Source organism: Paenibacillus sp. LHD-117, assembly GCF_030929555.1.
GTDB lineage: Bacteria > Bacillota > Bacilli > Paenibacillales > Paenibacillaceae > Pristimantibacillus.
In genome coordinates, this window is record NZ_JAVFVT010000034.1 from 64,157 (window position 1) to 83,998 (window position 19,842).

A 19,842-nucleotide genomic window follows, 5' to 3' on the forward strand; every position below is an offset into this window, starting at 1 on the left:
GGGCGGAGAAGACGAATGGAAATCTTGAACCCTTACGCTCGGACGGGCGAATGGCTGAGGGGAAGCTTTCATAACCATACAACAAACAGCGACGGCTGGTTCCCTCTGGAAACGGTATATAAGATGTATGGAGGCTACGATTTTCTCGGCATATCGGATCACGACAAAGTTACGAAACATGAAGGCGAAAGAGAAATCCCGACGGTATTCGAAGCTATCGAGGTAAGCAGCCGCCAAACGCACATGCTGCTCGTCAAGCCGCCGCTCAGCTTGATGGAAAACTACAGCAATGTCTTTACGATCGAAAATTATCAGCGTTTTGTCAATATGACGGATGATAACGGCGGATTTGCCGTGCTCGTCCATCCCAACCGATATTTTTCGAATTATTGGAACCTGGATGATATGTTAAAGATGGACAATGTCCTCGGAATCGAAGTATATAACGGAGACGGAAATCCGGAATACGATATCGCGTTCGACAAGTGGGACGCCCTGTTGTCCGCCGGACGCAAAGTATGGGGATTCGGCAATGACGATTCCCACGTATACGGACAAGAGAAGCGGGCCTGGAATATGGTGATGGCCAAAGAGAACTCGGAAGAAGAGATTCTTGAATCGATTAAAAGCGGCAATTTCTATGTTTCGACAGGCTATGGATTCGATGCGATCCGGGTAGAAGACAACGCGATCGTAGTCGATCTGCGCTCGAACGAGCTGCTAGACAAAATGTACAAGTATGTCACGTTTTTCGGGAAAGACGGACGTGTGCTGCAAGAAACGACGGGAAGAATCAGCCAAGCGAAATACCAATGCAAAGGCGACGAACAATACGTGAGGGTCGCCGCCTATCTGGAAGGCGGATACGCCGCGTTTTCGCAGCCGTTGTTTGTCGGAAAACCGCTCTAATTGGCAGGAGATTCTGAAATTTTCGCGAATTTAAAGTGTTGGTTATTTTTTCAGTTGTCAGAAGAGGTGGATGCGATGCAGGTAAAAATCAAAGACGTGGCGAAGCTGGCGGGGGTTTCCGTAACGACTGTCTCCAGAGTGCTGAATGGGGAGAAATATGTCAAAGACGATCTCAAAGAAAAAGTAAACCGAGCCATCGAAGAATTGGGATACGCTCCGAGTCAAATCGCCCGTAGTTTGGTGCGCAAAAAAACGAACCTCATCGGCGTAATCGTACCTGACCTGACATCGAGCTTCTACTCGACGATACTGAGCAGCATCGAAGAAATAGCAAGCGCCAACGACTACAACTTGCTCGTCTGCAACATTAACGAGGATATCGATAAAGAGTACAAATACTTAAACGTGTTTCAGGAAATGCGGGTTGAGGGCATTATCATCATGCACGAAAAGATCAACGAGCAAATCCGGAATTTCATTCATAAAATTAATACGCCCGTTATTTTCTCCAGCGTAAAGCCGACGGATCAAAATTTCATATCGGTTATTATCGATGACTATAAAGCCGCTTACGAAGCGACCAACTATTTGATCGAGCTGGGACATGAGTCGATCGGTTTTATCGGAGGCGATATGCGGGACGTTACGTCCGGCCAAAACCGTTACAGCGGATATCGAAACGCGATGGCCGCCGCCGACAAAAAATTGATCTACGAGCATATCCGATTCGGCGATTACAAGGTGAAGAGCGGTTACGATCAGATGAAAGAGCTGCTTAACGCCGGATCGCCGCCGACCGCCGTGTTCGTCGTGAGCGACGATATGGCAGTCGGAGCGATGAACTGCATTCGGGATCATGGCCTGCGCGTGCCGGAAGATATATCGATCATGGGTTTCGACGGCAGCCAACTGACGGAGTTAGTCCGGCCTACGCTAACTTCGATGGAGCAGCCGATCCATCTCATGGGCAAAGTGACGATGGAAGTATTGATGAAACAAATCGCCGGCGAAGCCATCCCGACTGACGACGTTGTGCTGGAGCATCGCCTGGTCGTTCGAGAGAGCTCCAGAAATAGGAATGCTCATGCTCTGGATTCAATTAAAAAACACAATAAGTAGCAAGCAACGGGGATGTGACCAACTTTGAAACCATACGATTCGATCGTAATCGGGGACGCCAATATCGATTTGGTTGTTGCGGGGTGCAACGAAATACCGGCGCCGGGACAAGAAGTATTTGTACGTCAGATGACGCTTCATGTCGGCGGCGGCGCGGCTTTGTTCAGCTTGGCGCTAGCCAAGCTGGGGATGAAGGTTGCTTTTAACGGAATTGTTGGAGAAGATGGTTTCGGACAATTTGTCCGGGATCAATTTTCTCGATATGGAATCGATACCAGATATATTCGTACGAGCCGGAAGAACAATACCGGCATTTCGATCGCCATTAATCCGGAGAAGGATCGTTCCTTTATTTCTTATGCCGGCACCAATTCGGAATTATGCCTAAAGCAATTGGATATGGATAGCGTCGCTTTAGGGCGCCACGTTCATTTGACGGGTTACCGCGGCAGCCATAACCATCAAGAATACGTGGACGTTGCGCGCAAACTGAAGGCGCTGGGGCTCACGACCTCCCTCGATGTAGGCTGGGATGATACGGGGGAATGGCATCGGGGCATATTCGAGCTCATGAAAGACGTGGATGTTTTTTTCATGAACGAAATGGAAGCGATGCATTATACGGGGAAACCGACAATCCGGGAATGCGTCGGCGAATTGTCCCGGCATAGCCGCCATTTCGTGTTAAAGCTTGGTCCGGAAGGCGCCGTTGCCACGGTTGAAGGCAAAACGATGTACCGGTCCGGCTTTCAAGTGCCTGTCATCGATACAACGGGTGCGGGCGATTCCTTTAACGCCGGGTATATATACGGATTTTTGAACGGCAAGAAGACGGAGCAATGTTTGCTGTACGCCAATGCGTGCGGCGCAATGTCCGTCAGCCAGTTCGGCGGCAGCTCGGGAACGCCGGACCGCATCGCGTTGGAACGATTTATAAGCGACAAGATCGACAATACGACGGATAGCTGGGAAGTCTCTTAGGCGGCTAATAGGAGGGATAGGAATGGGCGTCGATTTGAAGTTTCGCCAAGACGGAACGTTTACGATCGTTCAATTCACGGATATGCATATCGGCGATGACAAGGAGGAAGACCGGGAACGCGACGGACGGACGGCAGCATTGGTGAAACGCATCATCGCATCCGAGAAGCCGGATCTTGTCGTACTGACGGGCGACATGATTTGGAGCCATGGCGTGCCGGATCCGAAGGCGTCATTCCGCAGGGCTATCGCGCCGGTCGTAGCCTCGCAGGTGCCTTGGGCCGCCGTATTCGGCAATCACGATGCGGAAGCCGGGGTATCGCGCGAAGAGCTGCTGGCTATCCAGCAAGAGAACGAGTCGTGCTTATCCGTCGCAGGCCCTGCCGATCTAAGCGGAATCGGAAATTACGTGCTGACGGTGAAAAGCGGGGACGAAGCGAAGAATGCTGCGGCTTTGTATTTTTTCGATTCCGGCATTAACGCTCCGGAGAGCATCGGCGGATACGATTGGATCAAGCCGGATCAGGTTTACTGGTATACGCGGCAATCGGTCAGGCTTGCGGAGCTTGCCGGCCATTCGTTGCCCTCGCTGGCCTTCTTCCACATCCCGGTTCCGGAATACGAGGAGGCTTGGCGCGGAGAACGCGTGGAGGGCGTCAAAGAAGAGAACGTCGAATCTCCGAAAATCAATTCGGGTTTGTTCGCGGCGATGGTTCAGATGGGAGATGTCATGGGCGCTTTCGTCGGCCACGATCACGATAACGACTATTGCGGAACCCTGCACGGCATTCGGCTGTGCTACGGTCGCGTGTCAGGCTACAATTGCTACGGAAAATTGCGAAGAGGCGCGCGCGTCATTCGGTTAACCGAAGGCAAGAAGGAGTTCGAGACATGGATCGCGGAAGCCGATGGAGGAATGGCTCCATGATCTTTGACATCGGTAGAGAAGACGGCGTTCGGACGGTTGTTCTTCCTGTCTTTACGGACAGCTTGCAGATTCTCCAAGGCTCGCGGGATTCGCTTCGTTCGACGACGCTTCCGGCCCATGCGGGCGACAGGCATGCCGCAACTTGGTACTTCGGCCATAACGGACAGCCGGATTTGCTTATCGTGGGCATGGGGGATGCCTCCAAGTACCAGCCGTCCTTCATGCGCGAGGCGGCGGGCAACGCGGCGCGGGCTTTGCTGAAGGAAAAGCGTCTCGCCGCGGCCGTATCGTTCGAAGCGCTCGTGCCTGTCGGACGGTTCGGCGGCTGCGCGCCGGAACCTATCGCGGCATGGGTCGAAGGCTCGCTGCTTGGCGCTTATTCATTCGATAAGTATAAGCGGAACGCTTCGGCGCGCGAGAGCATGAACGTATTCATCGCAGCCGAAGACCGTATAGAGCATCGGGAAGCGATCTTCCTTGGGCAAGCGCGTGCCGAAAGCACGATATGGGCGCGCGATCTGGCGAACGAACCTCCCAACTACTTGCGTCCCCGCACTTTGGCGGAAAGGGCGATAGAACGATTCGCCGGCACGGCGGCGCAAGTATCCGTCTACGAAGGCGGGGAATTGGAACGGCTCGGTTTTGCAGGGCTTGCGGCGGTAGGCAAAGGCAGCGACCACCCGCCCGTTTTTATCGAGCTTCGCTACTGCACGGACAAGGCGAAACCGCTGGTCGCGCTCATCGGCAAAGGCATCACGTTCGATACGGGCGGGATTAGCCTGAAGCGGGACAACGACATAAGCGATATGCGGATGGATATGGCAGGGGCGGCCGGAGTGCTCGGTGCTCTTGACATTCTGGTCAGAACCGGGGCGGCCGCCAACGTGGCGGTGCTGGTGCCGTCCGCGGAGAACAGCCCTTCCGGACGCGCTTTGCTGCCCGGCGAGGTGATCCGCTACGCGAACGGACTAACCGTACAAGTAGGCAATACGGATTCGGAAGGAAGGCTCGTGCTTGCGGATGCCTTGCTCTATGCGAGCCGCATTGGGGCGGAGACGGCGATTGATTTGGCTACGCTTACCTATTCGGTCATCGGGGCGCTCGGCTCCAAGATGGCCGGCATACTGGGGGATGATCCGCTGGCGCAAGAGATCAAATTGGCAGGAGAGCCTTATGGCGAATTCGTATGGCAGCTTCCGCTCGTGGACGAATATGAATCGTATCTGGACAGCGATTACGCCGATGTCTGCAATATTAGCCGGGTGGGCGAGGCAGGCGTTATCACGTCCTCGTTATTTTTACGCAAATTCGTTCATCCATCGTTAAAGTGGGCGCATATCGACATGAGCGGGACCAAGGACTCGTCCTCGGCCAAAGGCCAATTCGCCGTTGGGGCGACCGGCTTCGGCGCTCGAATGCTTGCCGAATTTCTTGTCCGGAACCACTTGGCGGCGAAGGACGAACGGATGCCAAACGAAAGGAGACAGGGATGAAAACGATTCGTATGACAATGGCGCAAGCTCTGCTTGCTTTCCTGGATCGGCAGTACATATCCGTCGACGGCCAGGAAACCAAATTTGTTAAAGGCGTAATGGGAATATTCGGACACGGCAACGTTACGGGCGTCGGCGAAGCATTGGAGCGGAGTCCCGGAGAACTTATCTATATACAAGGGAAAAACGAACAAGGCATGGTTCATGCGGCAACGGCGTTCGCCAAACAAACCAACCGTCGTCAAATTTTCGCCTGCACCTCTTCGATAGGCCCCGGCGCGCTCAACATGGTGACCGCGGCGGCAACGGCGACGGTCAACCGGCTGCCGGTGCTGCTATTGCCGGGGGACAACTTTGCTTCTAGGCAGCCGGACCCCGTCCTGCAGCAGCTTGAATACGCATCCGATTATACGGTTGCGGCGACCGATGCGTTCAAGCCGGTAAGCCGTTACTGGGACCGGATCGCACGGCCGGAGCAGCTCATGTCGGCAGCCCTTCAGGCGATGAGAATATTGACGGATCCGGCGGAGACGGGCGCGGTTACGCTCGCGCTGCCGCAGGACGCGCAGGCGGAGGCGTTCGATTATCCCGCCGATTTTTTTGCGAAGCGGGTTCACGCGATCGACCGGAGGCCTCCATCGAGAGCTTCGATCGAGCGCGCGGCTGCGCTGTTTACGGAAGCAAAGCGCCCGCTCATCATCGCCGGAGGCGGTGTGCATTATGCGGACGCGGCGCGGCAACTGGCTTCGTTCGCGGAAGCGTTCGGCATTCCGGCAGCGGAAACGCAGGCCGGCAAAAGCGCGCTGCCATGGGATCATCGGCTTAATATGGGCGCGATCGGCGTTACGGGTTCGCTCTCCGCCAATCGCCTGGCAAGAGAAGCGGATCTGATTATCGGGATCGGAACGCGGTATTCCGATTTCACGACCGCGTCCAAATCGGCTTTCCGGCAAGAAGGCGTCAAGGTGCTTAACTTGAACGTTAATGCCGCGGACGCAGCCAAGCTGAACGGAATCGCGCTGACGGCCGATGCCCGCGAAGCGATCGCCGCGCTGCACGCGGAACTGGCGTCTCGGGGATATCAAGCGGCCTATTCCGCGGATGAGCTTGAACGGCATAAGCTTGTTTGGGACCGGGAAGTGGATCGGCTGTACGCGGAGGAGTCGGCGGAAGGTCTGTCCCAAACGCGCGCGCTTGGCGTCATCAACCAAACGATCGATTCGTCGTCCATCATCGTGTGCGCGGCGGGCAGCTTGCCCGGGGACTTGCATCGCTTGTGGCGTTCGTCCGAGCCGAAAACGTATCATATGGAATACGGTTTTTCCTGCATGGGCTACGAAGTCGGCGGCGCGTTCGGAGCGGCTCTCGCAGAGCCTGACCGGGAAGTTTACGCGATCGTCGGCGACGGGAGCTATTTGATGCTGCATTCGGAGCTGCTCACAAGCTTGCAGGAGAATCGAAAAATGACCGTTTTGCTGTTCGACAATCACGGCTTTCAGTGCATTCATAATTTGCAGCGGGGACACGGAAGCGACGGCTTCGGCAATGAATTCCGCTATCGGTCGCCGGGAACCGGAAGGCTGACTGGCGATTATATGCCGATCGACTTTGCTTCCCATGCCCGCAGCCTTGGCGCGGCTGCGTTTACGGCGAAGACGGCCGAGGAGCTTCGCGAGGCGCTTCTTCAGGCGAAAAAAGAAACGCGATCGACGCTTATCGAAATTTCGGTCGTTCCGGGAACGGGCACGTCCGGATATGAAGCATGGTGGCGCGTCGACGTGCCTGAAGTTTCCGTATCCGACAAAGTAATAGAAGCCCATCAAGCGATGCAAGCCCGCATTCGCGAAGCGGGCCCGTACTAAAAATTAAAACCCAAGCGGTGAGAGAAGGTAGGCATGATGACATCCATTGCTTTTGATTCCTCCAAAGAAACGGATTTTGTGGCGATTGGCCGATTATGCATCGATTTGAACGCCAACGAAATCAATCGGCCCATGGAAGATACGTCAACGTTCACCAAATATGTCGGCGGTTCCCCCGCCAACATCTGCATCGGCATGGCCCGCCTGGGACTCAGAACCGGATTCGTGGGCAAAGTAGCCGACGATCAGATGGGACGATTCATTACGCGATACATGAAGGAGAACGGCATAGAAACGTCGGGCGTCGCGACAGACCGGACGGGCGCCGTAACCGGGCTTGCTTTTACGGAGATTAAGAGTCCCTCCGAATGCAGCATCTTGATGTACCGCGACAACGCGGCCGATTTGTTGCTCGAGCCGGGAGAAGTACCGGAGAAGCTGATCGCGGGTTCCAAGATGCTGCTCGTATCCGGGACCGCGCTTGCCGAGAGCCCTTCTCGCGAAGCGGTGTTCCAAGCGATGGATTACGCTAGAAGGCATGGCGCGGTCATCGCCTTTGATTTGGACTATCGCCCTTACACGTGGGCATCGGACGCCGAGACGGCCGTGTACTACAATTTGGCCGCCGAGAAATGCGACATCATTATCGGCACGCGCGACGAGTTCGACCGGATGGAATTATTCGATAGCAATCCGGGACGGGCCGATGGGATAACGGCGGCCAAGTGGTTCCATCATCGCGCGCAAATCGTCATTATCAAACACGGCAAGGATGGCTCCATCGCGTATACGAAGGACGGATCCGCCCATCAAACGGCCAGCTATCCCGCAAAGGTGGTCAAAACGTTCGGTGCCGGCGATTCCTATGCGGCCGGATTCCTGTATGGGCTCATGCAAGGTTGGGCGATAGAACGCTGCATGGCGTTCGGAAGCGCGGCGGCATGCATTGTCATCTCCAGCCACAGCTGCTCGGACGCCATGCCGACGGCAGTGCAGGTGCATGATTACATCGCGCGATGTGAGCGCGGGGAAATAACCGCGTCTTAGAGAGTCAGAAAGGGGTACAGAGCTGATGACATACCAAAGCGAACAAGCGCAGCGTAGCGCGTTGTACAATTACATCGGCGGCAAGTGGGTGCCGTCCGCATCCGGAATAACCGAGCCCGTCTATAACCCGGCGACCGAAGAAATCCTCGCGAACGTTCCGATCTCGACGAAGGAGGAAGTGGACGCGTCGGTCCGCGCGGCGAAGGAAGCGTTCCATGGCTGGAGCCGCACTCCGGTGCCGCGGCGGGCGCGCGTGCTGTTCAAGTACCAGCAGCTTCTGGTCGACCATTGGGAGGAGCTTGCCCGCATTATTACGGCGGAGAATGGCAAGAGCTGCACCGAAGCGCACGGGGAAGTGCTGAGGGGCATCGAATGCGTCGAATTCGCGTCGGGGGCGCCGACGCTTATGATGGGCAAGCAGCTGCCGGATATCGCATCCAATCTTGAATCCGGCATGTATCGATACCCTATCGGCGTCATAGGCGGCATTACGCCGTTTAACTTTCCGATGATGGTTCCTTGCTGGATGTTCCCGCTCGCCATCGCGTGCGGAAACACGTTTGTGCTGAAACCGTCGGAGAGGACGCCTCTTTTGGCGCAGCGGCTCGCCGAGCTCATGGCGGAAGCGGGGTTGCCGGACGGCGTATTGAATATCGTACATGGCTCCCGCGATGTCGTTAACGGCATTCTTGAGCATCCGGACATTGCGGCCGTCTCGTTTGTCGGATCGCAGCCGGTAGCGGAATATGTGCATAAGACGGCCTCCGCGCATGGCAAGAGGGTTCAAGCGCTGGCAGGCGCCAAAAATCATTCCATCGTGATGCCGGATGCGGATATCGACGCCGCCGTCACGCAAATCATCGGCGCCGCGTTCGGCTCCGCCGGCGAACGCTGCATGGCATGTTCGGTTGTAGTGGCCGTGGGTGACATCGGCGACTTGCTTGCGGAGAAGCTGAAGCAATATGCGGACGCGATCAAGATTGGCAACGGTTCGGATGACGGCGTGTTTCTGGGACCGGTCATCCGGGATATTCATAAAGAAAGAACGCTGGGCTACATCTCGGCAGGCGAAAGCGAAGGGGCTCGGCTCATTCGTGACGGAAGGGAAGATACGGCGGCGAGCGGCGGCGGTTATTTTATCGGGCCGACGATCTTCGATAACGTTCAATGCGACATGACCATTTGGCGCGACGAAATTTTCGCACCCGTATTATCGATCATGAGGGTGGATACGCTCGAGGAAGCGATCGACGCGGCCAACCGATCGGACTTTGCCAACGGCGCATGCCTGTTTACCACGAACGGAAGCCATGTGCGGCAGTTCCGGGAAACGATCGACGCGGGCATGCTGGGCATCAATCTGGGCGTGCCGGCTCCAATGGCGTTTTTCCCGTTCTCCGGATGGAAAAAATCGTTCTACGGCGACCTTCACGCGAACGGCACGGACGGCGTCGAGTTCTACACGCGCAAAAAGATGGTAACCGCGCGTTGGTAATGGATACTTCATGGATAGGAGGAAGACGCCATGAGCGAATTGATCGTGCCGGAGAAATCAAAGCCGGATGCGGATGGGAACGTTCTTTCCATTACTCCGTCATCTGCTGGATGGAACTATGTCGGTTTTGAAGTGTACCGGCTTCTTCCCGGCCAATCGATAAGCCGGCCGACGGAAGACAAGGAGATCTGTCTTGTGCTGCTGAGCGGCAAAGCCGATGTCCGAACGAACGGCGAAAGCTGGAGCGGAATAGGGGCGAGAATGAATGTGTTCGAGAAAACGCCTCCTTATGCCGTCTATGTGCCCGGAGAGGATTCGTACGAAGTCACCGCGCTGACGGAGCTTGAACTGGCGGTATGTCTCGCCCCGGGTTCCGGGGACAGAGGGGCGAGATTAATCGAGCCTACCGATGTGAAGGCCGAACTTCGCGGCAGCGGCAGTACGGAGAGGCTGATCCATAACATCTTGCCGGAGACGGAGCCGGCCGACAGCCTGCTTGTCGTCGAAGTCTTTACGCCCGAAGGCCATTGGTCGAGCTACCCGCCCCACAAGCATGACCGTGACGCATTGCCTGCTGAATCCTTGCTGGAGGAAACCTATTATTACCTTGTTCGTCCCGAACAAGGGTTTGCGGTTCAGCGCGTTTACACGGACGACTTGTCGCTTAACGAAACGGTTGCGGTACGAAATGGCGAAGCGGTGCTCGTACCTCGCGGGTATCATCCCGTCTCCGCGCCTCCGGGTTATGAAGTCTATTATCTGAATGTAATGGCGGGACCGGTTCGCACCTGGAAAATTTACAATGATCCCGCTCATGAGTGGTTGACCGGAAAGAGGTCATAGGCAGAAGTGCTTACTCCGTCATGAGGCATTACCGCTCGACGGGGTCTTAAACGGCAACGAGCCCGGTCTCTTCCAAATAGGAAGAGACCGGGCTCGTTCTCCATGCAGGATTAATCCAGCGATAGGTAAGCGATAGCGCGCTGTTGCAGCACGGATTCCTCGGCTTGGGCTGCCGAACTTGGACCGATGGAAGGCAATGCGCCTTCGTCTCTTATCTGATGAATGGCTGCGACGAACATCTGGCATACGCGCTTATCTGAATCGCCGCGGCTCTCGATGATTTCGGTCAGTCGTTCTGTTATCGATGTTAATGGGAATCGGCCGACAAAGGATTGAAGCAACTCGCTCCAGTGCTCCAGGTCGAAGCTTGCGTCGTTCTCGCAAATAAACTGCTCGCTCCAGCCGAATCCGAGATCGCTGGTTAATCTAAGGCATACGCGGTATCCGGTGGCGTCGACGGCGAGGGCGGGAATGACAAAAAGCTCGATGCGGCTAATGTTGACATGCTGCGGCTGTTCGGTGGGAAACGAAGAATTCTCAAGATATAAAGACATCATCATCTCTCCTTCTTCCACTGACGAGGTTAGCTGTCGGATTCGGGCTAGAGAGAAGACCCTACCGGGGGCACAAATCCCCGGATTCACCCCTTGCGAGCGCGATCGGCCAATGAATGGCGATGCACCCGAATTGGTTCCCCCGCTTTCTCCCCGGAGGAAGAAATTAAGCGTTTATGTTTACATAATATTTTAGCGTTAAAATTTCCATTTGTAAATGAGTTCTTATTCGGACAAAGAGCGGCGGAAAAATCCAAAAACCGACAGAATTGCTTTGCGTTCCCGCTCTAGATCAAGTATGATGGTAGGTAAAAATGAACTCATGTTCAGATCAAAGGAGCAGCAAACATGCAATCGAAAACTAGTCACTGCAAAATCGTCGACTGTACCGTTCGTGATGGCGGACTCGTAAATAATTGGGATTTCAGCATCGAGTTTGTCCAGCACCTTTATAATAGCCTTAACGAAGCCGGAGTCGACTATATGGAGATCGGCTACAAAAACTCTCCGAAGCTGCTGAAGGGCGCCGAGAGCGCAGGCCCTTGGCGGTTCCTGAACGACGACTTCCTGAAAAAAGTCATTCCGTACAAAGGAAACACGAAGCTGTCCGCCCTCGTGGACATCGGCCGCGTGGACGAGAACGATATTCTGCCGCGCAGCGAAAGCCTGCTAGACCTGATCCGCGTCGCTTGTTACATCCAGGACGTGGACAAAGCGCTGGAGCTTGTGAAAGTGTTCCATGACCGCGGTTACGAGACGACGCTTAACATTATGGCGCTGTCGAACGTCATGGAGAATCAGCTGGTCGAAGCATTCAGGGCCATCGGCGAAAGCGTCGTAGACGTCGTCTACATCGTCGATTCCTACGGCAGCCTGAAGCCTGACGATTTCAGCTACCTCGTTGACAAATTCCAGCATCATCTGCCGAACAAACGTCTTGGCATCCATGCTCACAACAACATGCAGCTTGCGTTCGCGAACACGCTGATCGCCGCCGGCAAAGGCGTGGAACTGCTTGATGCCTCGGTATACGGCATGGGCCGCGCGGCAGGCAACTGCAATACGGAGCTGCTCGTATCCGAGCTGCAGAACACGAAGTACAACGTCCGCCCGGTTCTGGACATGATCGAGAATTACATGATCCCTCTTCGCGAGAAAGAAGAATGGGGCTACATCATTCCTTACATGATCACCGGCATTCTCGACGAACATCCGCGTTCCGCGATGGCGCTTCGCGCTTCCGAGGACAAGGACAAAGCGGTTGACTTCTACGACCGTCTGACGACGCCCGAGATTGCCAAATAATCATCCGGGTAGAAAAGGGCGCCGCATGCGAAGCGGGAGAAGCTTCGCGAGCGGCGCCTTTCTTTTTTCTGGAATAGCGAGCAGGCAAGGATGCGCTTCTTCATCATTTTCCGGATTGATGAGGTTTAAGCCCTTTGTTTGTGGCCACTTTCCGGGCAGATTCGATCGTTGCGTCGATATTCGTTCCGTAGCTTGTATCGCCTTTTCTAAACTTTTCGTTCACTGTTTTCCATTCATCGGTACCGAGAAGCCTCGTTGATTCCTTCTTCAAATGGTTTTGCAGCTTGAGCAGCCTGGTTATGAGGGCGTCCACCTCACTGGGGCTGAGCAAGTCTTCCATCAATGTTCTCAAGTCCTCCGGCTTTAGCGCGATAATCCGTTCCGCCAACTCCTTGTCCGCGAATCGGCTCAAGCCTGGGTATTCCTTCCACTTGGACTCCAAATTCGTTTGCGTGCCGAAAGCCATGTCATTGTCGATGCCGGTTATCCCAAGCACCTTGCCGCTGCTGTCTTGATGAATAAAGAAGTTGTTTAAGTGACGATCGACTTGCAAGGCGAGAGTATCGATCAACTGCAGACGCGATAGGGCGCGCTGGAAGACGGGATCGTTGACGTCGAACGACTCCTTCTGCCCGGACTCAATCTCAGCCTTCAGCGGTTTAAGCACGCCGCCGCCGGATTTCCCCTTGGCTTTCTCCATATAGCTTCCCTTGACGATTCCCGAACCGGAATTGTATAGGGCAAACTCCGCCTTTGCGATAACATTCGCTCCAAGAAGCTTATCTAATCTCGACATGGCTATGTTTCGATTGGCCATATGCGCGTTTTTTGGATCGATTAGAGCGTCTTTGGTCACGTGTAAGTGCTCGGAGAAGGCGACATCCTTTTCATGATCGGTGGCATCGCTGGGCAGATCTTTATCAGAAAGCACGATGTCTTTGTCTTCCTTGAACACGCCTTCTTTGTTCGGACCGATTTGAAAAAAGGTTACGGAGTTGATGCCGCCTTTGTCCGTCTCCCCTGTTTTCATGCCGTCGGTTAGATTCAGCAGGCTTGTGCAGGTGATTAATTTCCAATTGGATCGAAATTTTTCCGGATCAATTTTATATTCGGCGGCGGCGGAACGAACCGCCGTTTTCTCGAGCGGGATCATGCTCTTCAGCTTTCGGATATAGACGACCTTGTTGTCCTCGTCGTTATTGTTGTTATGTTTAATATAATCGTCGCTAACCTTCTCCACTTCGCCGTACAGCGTCATGATATGATCGAGCTGATCGCTGATTTCGTCCGGGGTGATGCCGATTCTCTCATTAACCACATAAGTGTCGAAGTCGTCGAGCTTCTGCAAAAAGGCACGATAATGCGTGCTGTTCTGTTTCAGCGTCTCGCTCATGCCGAGCTTCTTGGTGAAGCGGTTGTAAAGCAGATTTTTCATATGCTCCTTCGGATCGCCTAGTTCAATCTTGACCTCGAAGGCGCTGGGCATCCGCTGAATGACGCGTTCGGCGGCGGATGACGAAGCCGAACCGGTCCCTCCCTTGCTGGTCGCCCTCTGGATCGCCTGGAGTCCGGGCTCGGGGGCGCTTGCCGCTCTGGCACCCAGCAAGTCGGCTTCGCGTTCAAGCGCGGGATTGTCGTTCAGCGGCATGCCGGAAGCGAGCTGGGCGGTAGGGGAGACGCGCCCTTGCTTCTGCTGGACGACATGCGCCAGCTCGTGGCCTAGCAAGCGCTGACCGCTCTTGTTGTCCGGGTTGTACTGGCCCGGGGCGAAATGGATATCCGATCCTTGCGCATAAGCGAGCGCGCCTGCGGCGCTCGCTTTGGGGGAGCCCGCGTGAATGCGCACGTCGGAGAAATCCGCGCCGAATGAACTTTCCATCTTGGCTTGAATGGCGGGCGGCATTTTGGATCGATCGCTTGCGGAAGAAGCCGCTGCGGGCGCGATCGTATTTGCTTCGCCGGCGTCCGAGCTCTTCAGCATTTGCAAGACCGCCTGATTGCCCAATGATGATTGCAGCATGGCAAGCCGCCCATTCGCGCCTTGATCTTCCCGGCGCTGAACGGTCGCCGCACCTTCCGAGCCGGACGGCCGAGAAGAGTTTAACCCAGGAGTTTGCCGGGGCGATTCGGCATTGCGGCGTGCGTCCATTCCCTTCATATGGCTTCACCTTCTTCTTAAAAATGGTAATTCGATTATATCGCATGGCTGCGGGAGTTGTCATATGATTTTGATTGAAGTCTGTCGATTGCTGTCAAATCGTTCCTCTATCGGCTTCGATCCTGTGATATAATGCAAGCAATGAAGAGAGATTGGCTTCACGGATTCGGAGCCGAACAACGTTTAATCTTTAAGGTGCGCGGGAACGCGCAGGATGCGGGGGAAGCGCGGGAGATGGCGGCGACGGAGGCAACGCTTGTAGGATACGGAGGAGCGGAGCATTTACGGGACGAATTTATTTGGTTGGACGCGGGGCTGCGCACGCTGCTGGATCTCGGCGGCGACGATCCGTTCGCGGATCCGCTTGCGGCATTCAAGGGTCTGGTGATCGACAAGACGGAGCTGGTGGAGGAGGACGCGGCTGCGACGGCCGAAAGTTATGACCGCGCGTGGCAAGCTTATACGGCGTTTCGAAGGGAAACGGAGGAGCGTATCGGCGAGCGCGCGAGACGGAACGACGGTCTGCCGCTCGTTCGGCTTGCCGCGGCTTTCCGGCTGACGGTGTGGGAATATCGGTGCGTGCTGTTATGCCTGGCCGTGGAATGGGATCGCAAATACGAGAAGTGGTACGCTTATCTGAACGACGACGCGACCGCCAGAACGGCAACGGTCGACTTGGCCTTGCGGCTTCTGGGCGACGCGGAAGAGGATCGGCAGCTCGGCCGCGGGCTGCTCGGCCAGGGAGGAATGCTGCGCCGATGGTTGCTTCAATATCCGGGAGACGGTTCGGCCGCCCAGGGACTCAAATCGACGCTTCGGCTGGATGAGCGGGTCATCAGCTTTCTATTGGAAACCGAACGACTTGACGGCAGACTGAGCGGCTATGCGGAGGTGCGCGAGCCGGATGAAGCTCCTGGGCTTGCTTGGGAGGGAGCGGCGGAAGCGGAGTATTCTCTCCGGCATGTCATCGGCGATTGGCCGACCGGCAGCTTGCCGGTTGCCGGCTTGTGGGGCGCGCGGGGAGGCGGCAAGCGGACGCTTCTGCACCGCCTTGCCGCCCGGCGCGGGCAGCGTCTGCTTATCGTGTCGCTCGCCGCGCTGCCGTCCGAAGAGGAGAGGCTGCGAGGCGTGCTGGGGCGCGTCGTCCGCGAGGCGCTGCTGACCGATGCCGCCATTGCGTTCGCGGAGGAAGACGGCGCTTGGAAGGAAAGGCTGCCGCTGGAGCCGCTGCGATCGTCCTTAGAGGCTTATGCCTCTCATGCGCAGCGACCGCTGTTAGGCTGGTCGTCGCCCGATCAGAGAACGATTGTCGAGCTGCCGCTGCCGGGACATGCCGCGTACTGGAGCATCGAAATTCCGCCGCCTAGCGCCGCCGTACGCGCAGAGCTGTGGCGACGGCATGCGGAGGAGCTTGGCGAAGCTGCCCTATCGCCGGACGGCATCGACTACGAGTCGCTGGCGGCCGAATTGGCGGATCGCTTTCATTTTACCCCCGGGCAAATTGCATCCGCTTGGCGTCAGGCGCGTGTTCTTGCAGCGGGGCGTGGTGAAGCGCTGCCCCGACGGGTCGATTTGGCCGCCGCCGCCCGCGGACAGTTCCGCCATCGCTTGGCGCAGCATGCCGTCGCCATCGAACCCCGAAGAGGCTGGGCGGATCTGATTCTTCCGGCGGAATCGATGGAGCTCATACGCGAGGCTTGCAATCGTTACGTGTTTCGGGAGACGGTGCTTGGCGAATGGGGCTTCAGTAGCAGGCTGTCGTATGGAATTGGCGTCCATATGCTCTTTGCCGGTCCGCCTGGAACCGGCAAGACGATGGCTGCGGAAGTGGTGGCGGGGGAGCTCGGGCTCGAGCTGTACCGGGTTGACTTGTCGCGTATCGTAAGCAAATACATAGGCGAGACTGAGCAGCGGCTGCGAGAGCTGTTCGAGGAAGCGCGCCAAAGCGGCGCCATTCTGTTCTTCGACGAAGGAGACGCCCTCTTCGGCAAGCGGACGGAGGTCAAAGACGCGCATGACCGCTATGCCAACATGGAAGCGGCTTATTTGCTGCAATTGATCGAGGCTTATGACGGCGTGACGATTCTGGCTACCAATCTGATGCAAAATTTGGATGAAGCGCTGCTGCGGCGAATGAGCGTTATCGTCAAGTTCCCTTTCCCCGACTCGGAGAATCGGGCCCGCATTTTCGATTCGCTGCTGCCTGCCGGCGCGCCGCTGGACGAAGAGCTGGACATTCCGTTTCTCGCTCAACGCGTCGATGTGTCGGGCGGGCATATCAAAAACATCGTGCTCGCCGCGGCGTTTCTCGCCGCCGGAGAGCGGCGGTCGATCGGCATGGCGCACATGATCCGAGCGGCCCGCGCGGAGCTTCAGAAGCTGGGCAAAATTCCGATGCGCGGCTCGTTCGCGCCTTATAGCGATTAGCCTGCCTTTCGCAAATTGCGTTATATGATAGCCATGGCGGCCAGCCGTTTGAAATAATGGCAACCATCATAAATATTCCGACGGTTTCGGCAGCATCGCTCCAATTCCGGTCGGATGGAGGGGATAGGACATGGGAAGCTACACGGTAATCGCGGATGCGGGAGCCAGCCTGCTGAGGCTTCTGCGCGAGCAGATGACCCCGGATCCGGTGTTGCGCCCGGAGCTGATCGGCATGGCAAGCCCGGCGGACAAAGGGGATTTGATTCTATCGCTTTATATTTGCTCCGTGCGAGAGAATAACGAAGCGCGCCGCAGCGACATGCTGCTTGAAGGCGACGTGCTGCGATATCCGCCCCGAGCGATCGATTTGGAATGTCTCATTACCGCTTATTCCAATGCGGATATTCTTACCCGGACATTGGACGAGCACCGTCTGCTTGGCAAGGTAGCCCAAATTCTATACGATAACAGCATTTTGCGTGGGACTTCTCTGGAAGGGACGCTGGCTGAATCCGACAGCGAGCTTCGGATCGCGCCTGTCAATTACGGCGTGGAAGAAATGACGCGGCTGTGGCAGTTCGGCGATGCCCCGTACAAGCTTTCGCTCGTGTACAGGCTAGGGCCCGTGCTGCTGGATTCCAATCGCGTCAAACCGGTCTCTCGCGTCGTGGAGAGACGGATTACTATGCGCGAGAAGGAACGGGGTGGTTAAGGCATGTACGGATCCGAATCTACTACGGTCTCACGTTGCTCGCTCGTGGTCAGGACGACGGATATATGGACCGGCAGGCCGGCGGCGCCTTCATCGCTACTGGTGCGGCTGAAGGGCGGATGCTCCGCGCCGATGCGCACCTCGGAGGGAAGCTGGGCTTTCCTGGACTTGAAGAGCGACACATACGAAATAACCGTCGAATCTGCTATCTATATGTCCTGCTCCAGAAAGATCGATCTTTCGTCTTTGCAGGCGAACAATCCCGTCGTGGATATCTTCCTGCTGCCGGGAAAACGTTATTCTCCGCCTGCGGCGGCGACGGGGATCGTTAGAAGACTCGTCGACCCTGACGGCAAGCCGTTGCCGAATGTTGAAGTCGTTGCCTATGCCGATGATGATCAGGCGGCGAGGGGGCGTATTCTCGATGAGGAATCGAGTATGGGAAGCGGCATTTTGCGCTGCTTGCCCGGAGCGTCGGCGCCGAAGAACGGCGATGCCTTGGCCGTGCGCGGGCATAACGGATCCGCTGCCGAATGGTTCCGGGTGCAGCCGTTCGAAGATGAGGAAGGCATGTGCCTCCGTCCGGACCGGCCACTGGCGGGTCTTTGGAAGCGGAATGCCTTATTGCTGCCCGCCGCAGCGACCGTAAGCGACCGTGACGGCTGGATCGTACTGCCGTTTCGCGGACGGATCGCGGCTGCGGGCGAGGTTCGGGTGCGATTGCGCGACGGGGAACGTACGGCCGAATCGCAATGGTCTCTGAAGGACGGCCAAACGATCGTGCTTCCCGATTTTGTTTGGCAACCGGGAGGTTAAGGGCTGGCGTCGTCCGGCACCGGACAAGGCGAGCCTCCGGCTCGCGTTGTTCGGATCCGAACGCCATGAGCCGCATGAGCGTGGTTCGCGGCGTCCGAGCGGGGCGTCGGCATCTAGTAGATCGCTCCGAAATTACCGTAACTATTCAATGATCTAAAGGAAGTCAGCGCTCTTATTATGCGATTATGAGCCTCTATGGATATCTAACGGAACAGAGAGCTCTTATTCTATAGAAAATGGCGTTTTTCAGGCTGAGAAACATAAATAAGGCCCCATACTTCCGTCCCTCGTATTTTAGGGATTATCTCACGAATGCTCACTCATTCGCAGGATTTCAACATGATGAATTTCAGGTGGGGCGGATGGTTTTCGGCATAGACGATCGTCGACGGAACTTTTGGCATACAGGAACAGAAGTCGCGTTGTTACGCACTTCGCGTAGACGCTCTGCTGCACTCTCCACTTGTCCCTTGGAGGTTCACCCTCCCATGTCTCTACGGGTCTATGCCCTTACATTCCTTCGTTGTACCTGACCAAGGCGTGGAGACCGATTGCGTTTAGAAGACGGGTCATATGCCCTGACGGAAGCACTACTCGGTTCTCTGTGCTTTCTTTGTCGTTGAAGTCCCGCGAACGAGTCAACATTCGTGAGAGTGGATCTTAGGTTTCGTGCTACTACTGAAGGCTTTGGGCTAAGCGGCCACAGCGTTTTGTTGCTTGCTCTGGTACGTTTCGCCACGTTGCACCATGCCAACAACAATTCGTGCCAGCTTACCGATAAGCTTAAAGACGGATTTCATCTTGGGCATACCCTTTCGTTGGTTTTGTTCATGCCAATGCTTGAAGTCCGGATGCTGCTTTACCAAGTTCAGCATTCCCATGAATAAGTATTTGCGTAGCATGCTGTCTCCCCGCTTAGAGAGCTTGATCTGGCCCGTGTATTTCCCTGACTTTCGCTCCGCCAGATTAAGGCCGGCGCGACGCAACAGTTGCCTGCCGTGGGCGTAATGACGCAGATCTCCTGCGCATCCGAGCAGACAGGCAATGGTGATCGTGCCTAGACCATTCAGGCTACGGAGCTGCTGAGCGACTGGTACCTGCTCCAATAGGGCTTCAAGCTCTTGCTGCATCTCGTTCAGTATGCGCTGCGTCTCTTCGTAGAAATGCAGTAGCCGCAAGATGTCTTGGCGTGC

16 protein-coding genes and 1 riboswitch are annotated in these 19,842 nt (G+C 56.0%); of the genes, 13 read left to right on the forward strand and 3 right to left on the reverse strand.

Translation table 11 applies throughout. From position 1 onward, the window contains the following. The first annotated feature begins 15 nt into the window (after positions 1–15). The 9 genes from RB620_RS23020 to iolB all read left to right on the forward strand — a co-directional run bounded on the left by RB620_RS23020 (position 16) and on the right by iolB (position 10,677). Positions 16–909 (forward strand): CehA/McbA family metallohydrolase domain-containing protein, encoded by an 894-nt coding sequence (locus tag RB620_RS23020; RefSeq protein ID WP_308098458.1) that lies wholly within the window; start codon positions 16–18, stop codon positions 907–909. A 75-nt stretch (positions 910–984) separates the two neighbouring features. Then, positions 985–2,028, forward strand: coding sequence for a LacI family DNA-binding transcriptional regulator (locus RB620_RS23025; protein ID WP_308098460.1), 1,044 nt, complete (start codon positions 985–987; stop codon positions 2,026–2,028). A gap of 24 nt (positions 2,029–2,052) precedes the next feature. Next, positions 2,053–3,009, forward strand: coding sequence for a carbohydrate kinase family protein (locus tag RB620_RS23030; RefSeq protein WP_308098462.1), 957 nt, complete (start codon positions 2,053–2,055; stop codon positions 3,007–3,009). Between the two features lie 22 nt (positions 3,010–3,031). Then, positions 3,032–3,937 carry a metallophosphoesterase family protein gene (locus RB620_RS23035; RefSeq protein WP_308098464.1) on the forward strand — a complete coding sequence of 302 codons (906 nt, stop codon included), beginning with the start codon at positions 3,032–3,034 and terminating at the stop codon, positions 3,935–3,937. Further along, positions 3,934–5,430 (forward strand): leucyl aminopeptidase family protein, encoded by a 1,497-nt coding sequence (locus RB620_RS23040; RefSeq protein WP_308098466.1) that lies wholly within the window; start codon positions 3,934–3,936, stop codon positions 5,428–5,430. Before RB620_RS23035 ends, RB620_RS23040 begins: the two co-directional genes overlap by 4 nt. Next, positions 5,427–7,292, forward strand: coding sequence for a 3D-(3,5/4)-trihydroxycyclohexane-1,2-dione acylhydrolase (decyclizing) (gene iolD, locus RB620_RS23045; RefSeq protein ID WP_308098468.1), 1,866 nt, complete (start codon positions 5,427–5,429; stop codon positions 7,290–7,292). The genes RB620_RS23040 and iolD overlap by 4 nt, the downstream gene beginning before the upstream one ends. A 36-nt stretch (positions 7,293–7,328) precedes the next feature. Further along, positions 7,329–8,339, forward strand: coding sequence for a 5-dehydro-2-deoxygluconokinase (iolC, locus tag RB620_RS23050; protein ID WP_308098493.1), 1,011 nt, complete (start codon positions 7,329–7,331; stop codon positions 8,337–8,339). A gap of 25 nt (positions 8,340–8,364) precedes the next feature. Continuing rightward, positions 8,365–9,834 carry a CoA-acylating methylmalonate-semialdehyde dehydrogenase gene (locus RB620_RS23055; RefSeq protein ID WP_308098470.1) on the forward strand — a complete coding sequence of 490 codons (1,470 nt, stop codon included), beginning with the start codon at positions 8,365–8,367 and terminating at the stop codon, positions 9,832–9,834. A gap of 30 nt (positions 9,835–9,864) precedes the next feature. Next, positions 9,865–10,677, forward strand: coding sequence for a 5-deoxy-glucuronate isomerase (gene iolB / locus RB620_RS23060; RefSeq protein ID WP_308098472.1), 813 nt, complete (start codon positions 9,865–9,867; stop codon positions 10,675–10,677). Positions 10,678–10,787: 110 nt separating this feature from the next. Here iolB and RB620_RS23065 read toward each other — a convergent pair whose 3' ends face one another. Beyond that, entirely contained in the window at positions 10,788–11,231 is a 444-nt protein-coding gene (locus RB620_RS23065; RefSeq protein WP_308098473.1) for a hypothetical protein, read from the reverse strand. A 3-nt stretch (positions 11,232–11,234) separates the two neighbouring features. Beyond that, positions 11,235–11,414: riboswitch (cyclic di-AMP (ydaO/yuaA leader) on the reverse strand. A 165-nt stretch (positions 11,415–11,579) separates the two neighbouring features. On the opposite strand from RB620_RS23065, the gene RB620_RS23070 reads away from it, so the two are divergent. Further along, a complete protein-coding gene (locus tag RB620_RS23070) occupies positions 11,580–12,536 on the forward strand; it encodes an aldolase catalytic domain-containing protein (RefSeq protein WP_308098475.1) in 957 nt (318 codons plus the stop codon). Positions 12,537–12,639: 103 nt separating this feature from the next. Here the strand turns inward: RB620_RS23070 and RB620_RS23075 are convergent, their stop codons facing one another. After that, on the reverse strand, positions 12,640–14,694 hold the full coding sequence (locus RB620_RS23075; protein ID WP_308098478.1) for an eCIS core domain-containing protein: 2,055 nt from the start codon (positions 14,692–14,694) through the stop codon (positions 12,640–12,642). Between the two features lie 141 nt (positions 14,695–14,835). Between RB620_RS23075 and RB620_RS23080 the strand changes: the two genes are divergently transcribed. The 3 genes from RB620_RS23080 (at position 14,836) to RB620_RS23090 (ending at position 18,649) form a co-directional block, all read left to right on the forward strand. Next, complete coding sequence (locus RB620_RS23080) at positions 14,836–17,121, forward strand: ATP-binding protein (RefSeq protein ID WP_308098480.1); 2,286 nt, start codon at positions 14,836–14,838, stop codon at positions 17,119–17,121. A gap of 130 nt (positions 17,122–17,251) precedes the next feature. After that, positions 17,252–17,833, forward strand: coding sequence for a Pvc16 family protein (locus RB620_RS23085; protein WP_308098481.1), 582 nt, complete (start codon positions 17,252–17,254; stop codon positions 17,831–17,833). A gap of 3 nt (positions 17,834–17,836) precedes the next feature. Then, entirely contained in the window at positions 17,837–18,649 is an 813-nt protein-coding gene (locus tag RB620_RS23090) for a hypothetical protein (protein ID WP_308098483.1), read from the forward strand. Between the two features lie 692 nt (positions 18,650–19,341). On the opposite strand, the gene RB620_RS23095 is transcribed toward RB620_RS23090, so the two are convergent. Then, a partial coding sequence (locus tag RB620_RS23095; RefSeq protein WP_308098485.1) for a transposase occupies positions 19,342–19,842 on the reverse strand: 501 nt, incomplete at its 5' end.

Coding starts and splice junctions, on each gene's coding strand:
- RB620_RS23020 (WP_308098458.1), top strand. CDS start 16: ATGGAAATCTTGAACCCTTACGCTCGGACGGGCGAATGGCTGAGGGGA.
- RB620_RS23025 (WP_308098460.1), top strand. CDS start 985: ATGCAGGTAAAAATCAAAGACGTGGCGAAGCTGGCGGGGGTTTCCGTA.
- RB620_RS23035 (WP_308098464.1), top strand. CDS start 3,032: ATGGGCGTCGATTTGAAGTTTCGCCAAGACGGAACGTTTACGATCGTT.
- RB620_RS23040 (WP_308098466.1), top strand. CDS start 3,934: ATGATCTTTGACATCGGTAGAGAAGACGGCGTTCGGACGGTTGTTCTT.
- iolD (WP_308098468.1), top strand. CDS start 5,427: ATGAAAACGATTCGTATGACAATGGCGCAAGCTCTGCTTGCTTTCCTG.
- iolC (WP_308098493.1), top strand. CDS start 7,329: ATGACATCCATTGCTTTTGATTCCTCCAAAGAAACGGATTTTGTGGCG.
- RB620_RS23055 (WP_308098470.1), top strand. CDS start 8,365: ATGACATACCAAAGCGAACAAGCGCAGCGTAGCGCGTTGTACAATTAC.
- iolB (WP_308098472.1), top strand. CDS start 9,865: ATGAGCGAATTGATCGTGCCGGAGAAATCAAAGCCGGATGCGGATGGG.
- RB620_RS23065 (WP_308098473.1), bottom strand. CDS start 11,231: ATGTCTTTATATCTTGAGAATTCTTCGTTTCCCACCGAACAGCCGCAG.
- RB620_RS23070 (WP_308098475.1), top strand. CDS start 11,580: ATGCAATCGAAAACTAGTCACTGCAAAATCGTCGACTGTACCGTTCGT.
- RB620_RS23075 (WP_308098478.1), bottom strand. CDS start 14,694: ATGAAGGGAATGGACGCACGCCGCAATGCCGAATCGCCCCGGCAAACT.
- RB620_RS23080 (WP_308098480.1), top strand. CDS start 14,836: ATGAAGAGAGATTGGCTTCACGGATTCGGAGCCGAACAACGTTTAATC.
- RB620_RS23085 (WP_308098481.1), top strand. CDS start 17,252: ATGGGAAGCTACACGGTAATCGCGGATGCGGGAGCCAGCCTGCTGAGG.
- RB620_RS23090 (WP_308098483.1), top strand. CDS start 17,837: ATGTACGGATCCGAATCTACTACGGTCTCACGTTGCTCGCTCGTGGTC.